At 57.5% G+C, this 2,815-nt stretch carries 5 protein-coding genes; all 5 read left to right on the top strand.

The window, feature by feature from the left end; all coding sequences use genetic code 11:
• Positions 1-104, top strand: a 104-nt coding sequence (locus ACP7BS_RS29625) for a DUF892 family protein (RefSeq protein ID WP_426240910.1), incomplete at its 5' end; no start/stop codon positions are given.
• 28 nt (positions 105-132) lie between these two features.
• Positions 133-636, top strand: coding sequence for a YidB family protein (locus tag ACP7BS_RS29630; protein WP_426240914.1), 504 nt, complete (start codon positions 133-135; stop codon positions 634-636).
• Between the two features lie 701 nt (positions 637-1,337).
• Positions 1,338-1,550, top strand: a complete 213-nt coding sequence (locus ACP7BS_RS29635) for a DUF2382 domain-containing protein (protein WP_426232253.1) — start codon at positions 1,338-1,340, stop codon at positions 1,548-1,550.
• A gap of 17 nt (positions 1,551-1,567) precedes the next feature.
• The gene (locus ACP7BS_RS29640; RefSeq protein WP_426240915.1) at positions 1,568-2,281 is read left to right on the top strand and encodes a YsnF/AvaK domain-containing protein; all 714 of its coding nucleotides are present in this window, start codon (positions 1,568-1,570) and stop codon (positions 2,279-2,281) included.
• A gap of 57 nt (positions 2,282-2,338) precedes the next feature.
• Complete coding sequence (locus ACP7BS_RS29645; RefSeq protein WP_426240916.1) at positions 2,339-2,749, top strand: hypothetical protein; 411 nt, start codon at positions 2,339-2,341, stop codon at positions 2,747-2,749.
• Positions 2,750-2,815 lie beyond the last annotated feature (66 nt).

Here is a 2,815-nt window from a genome sequence, read left to right on the forward strand (position 1 = left end):
ACGCAGCCGGTCTTCTTCAAACGACGCTTGATGAGGAACAGGCCACCGACCTGGCTCTCACCGCCATCGCCACGTCAGTGGTCAACCAGAAGGCAGAGGGTTAATCCCCTTGACGCAATGGGAGGACTTGAAATGGCCAGCAGCGCATTAAAGGCACTACTTGCAGTCCTGGCGGTAGCAGGGTTCCAGAACAGGGACAAGATCGGCAAACTACTGCGGGGTCTTCAACAGCCGCAAGGCGACGGTACTCCTGGCCAGCAATCGGGCGGGCTTGGAGGTCTTGGCGGCCTCCTTGGCGGTGCTTCCACGGGAAGCGTGCTGGGAGGTGGCCTCGGCGACCTCCTGAAACAGTTCCAGCAAAACGGTCACGGCGAGACGGCCAGGTCTTGGGTCGAAACAGGACCAAACGCCGAGATCGACGATAGCCAGTTATCGGAGGCATTGGGACCGGAAGTCCTTAACGATCTATCCGCAAGAACGGGTTTGTCGCCGGAGGAAATTCTCAGCCGCCTCAGCCGCAATTTGCCCAAGGCAGTCGATGAACTCACACCGGATGGCAACATTCCTCCGGATGACTATGAATACCATAACGGCGGTCGGCAATCGGTACCATCTATAAAGCCTCAAGGCGTTTGAGGAGTTCGATCATTGCTCGAAAAGGCCGCCTCAGATGCGGCCTTTTTTTGTCAGGACATCTCTGAGATCATCGCGAGCTCACTCCATTGAGTGGAAGTAGCGGTGGGGCGTAAACTGGTTCGCTTGGGCCTTGGTTTTGCGATCTTGTTCATAGTCCCTCCTACTCTGCCGACCTTTCAACGGCACCAATACTATTGGGTGTGACGTAGTATAGGGCAGATGAAAATCCAGAGATCGGACGGTTTTTTGCGGTCTGAAGGCAGTCACCATTGGCATGGCACAGGAGACCAACTTGGGCGCATAAAATGCTGCTACGGAAATCGCCTGACGGTAGTCGCTCGATCAACACGGTTTCATGGCCTTGTACTGCCGTCGAGTTGCCGGAAGGATGTGCGGGAAACAAGCTGCTCGCTGTTGCCGCTTCGCTTAACCCATCACGGGATCGCTCCGGTTAGGAGGAGACGTCGGTTAACGAATGCCTCGCTTGGAACATTCAGAAGTCTCCGGGGTTCATCAGCAGTACTCAAAGGCGGTGACATGGCGGACGTCGACAATACGAGAATACAGCTCGTCGAAAAGAGTGTCAGCGTCGATAAAGAGCGCGTCGTCACGCGACGGGGCAAGGTTTCCACATCCACCAATTCGGTGAACGAAGTGGCACACACGCGACGCTCGCGGGCGTCCGGGTCGAAGTTACCCGCGTGCCAGTCGGTCGCGAAATCGCCCTCGTCCCCCAGTCCCGGGTGGAGGGCGACACGACCATAATTCCCGTCGTCGAAGAAATCGTCGTCGTCGAGAAGCGCCTAGTCCTGGTCGAGGAAATTCGCATTCGACAGATAACGACGACGGAGGAGGTTTCGATACCCGTCACGTTGCGCAAACAAACCGCTATCGTCGAGCGTATCGACGAATAATCACAGGAGACAACCCCATGGCCGACATAGAACAGAACACCCTGCCGTCGCATTCGAACACGATTACCGCCTTCTACGATGACCATTCCGAAGCGGACCGGGCTATCGAAAAGCTCGCAGAGGCGGGCATTCTCCGGGCCTCGATCCAGCTTCTCGCGGACAAAAGCGGAGAGACGACGACCGAGACACACGAGAGCAAGGGGTTCTGGGAGATGCTCGGAGACTTCTTCCTCGCCGACGATGACCGCACGACGTACGCCGAGGGCATCCGCCGAGGCGGCTACCTGCTGACGGTTTCCGGTTATCCTCTCGATCTGCACGACGCCGCGCTCGATATCCTCGATGACGAAGGCAGCATCGACATCGATGAACGCTCCAAGGCCTGGGAATCGGAAGGCTGGTCGCGCTCCGGTTCGACCGAGGAGTTCGCATCGTCGACCTACGACATGAACGGCGGCACGGCCCCCTCGGCCACGATTGAAGCCGACAACGAGGAAATCATTCCAGTCGTCGAAGACGAACTTCGTGTCGGCAAGCGTGATGTCAACAACGGCCGTGTGCGGGTGCGTTCGTGCGTTACGGAGACCCCGGTCCGCGAGAGCGCATCGCTTCGCGACGAAGACGTGGAAGTCACCCGCCGCAAGGTGAACCGGCCGCTAATTGGCAACGAAGACGCTTTCGTCGATCGCACGATCGAGGCTGACGAACACCGTGAAGAGGCGATCGTCTGATGACTTCAGCGTTGCCGAACAAAATCAGTGCGGTTGCTGCAGCAATGATCCCTCCAGATGCGAGCTGACAAGGTGTCTGAACCTCACGGAATACAGGAAGAGCCTCCCGTTCCCGCCAACGAGGAGATCCCTTCCGAGGAACTGGCTTATCGTTTGCGTCAGCAGCGGCTCGCCGCAGACTTCGGCTACTACGCCCTAAAGTCTGTCAACCTACGGGAACTCCTGCAGGAGGCGACAAGGGCGACTGCCGACGGCTTGAACGTCAAATTTGCAGAGGTGCTTGAACACAGGGTTGACACTAAGGGGTTCCTCGCTGTGGCTGGGGTTGGCTGGCGCGAAGGACTGATCGGCGTCGCTATTGTTGGCGACGACTTGGAAAGCCCTGCCGGCTACGCTTATCACACCGGACAGTCGGTATTTCAAACCATCTCGAAAACGAACGGCGTTTCCGGACGCCTCAAATGCTGATCGAGCATGGTATAAAGCGGGCAATGAACGTCATAATTCGCACCGAAGATACCCGCTTCGGCATCC

Source organism: Pararhizobium sp. DWP1-1-3 (assembly GCF_049896125.1).
Classification (GTDB): Bacteria; Pseudomonadota; Alphaproteobacteria; order Rhizobiales; family Rhizobiaceae; genus Pararhizobium.

Coding starts and splice junctions, on each gene's coding strand:
- ACP7BS_RS29630 (WP_426240914.1), top strand. CDS start 133: ATGGCCAGCAGCGCATTAAAGGCACTACTTGCAGTCCTGGCGGTAGCA.
- ACP7BS_RS29640 (WP_426240915.1), top strand. CDS start 1,568: ATGGCCGACATAGAACAGAACACCCTGCCGTCGCATTCGAACACGATT.
- ACP7BS_RS29645 (WP_426240916.1), top strand. CDS start 2,339: ATGCGAGCTGACAAGGTGTCTGAACCTCACGGAATACAGGAAGAGCCT.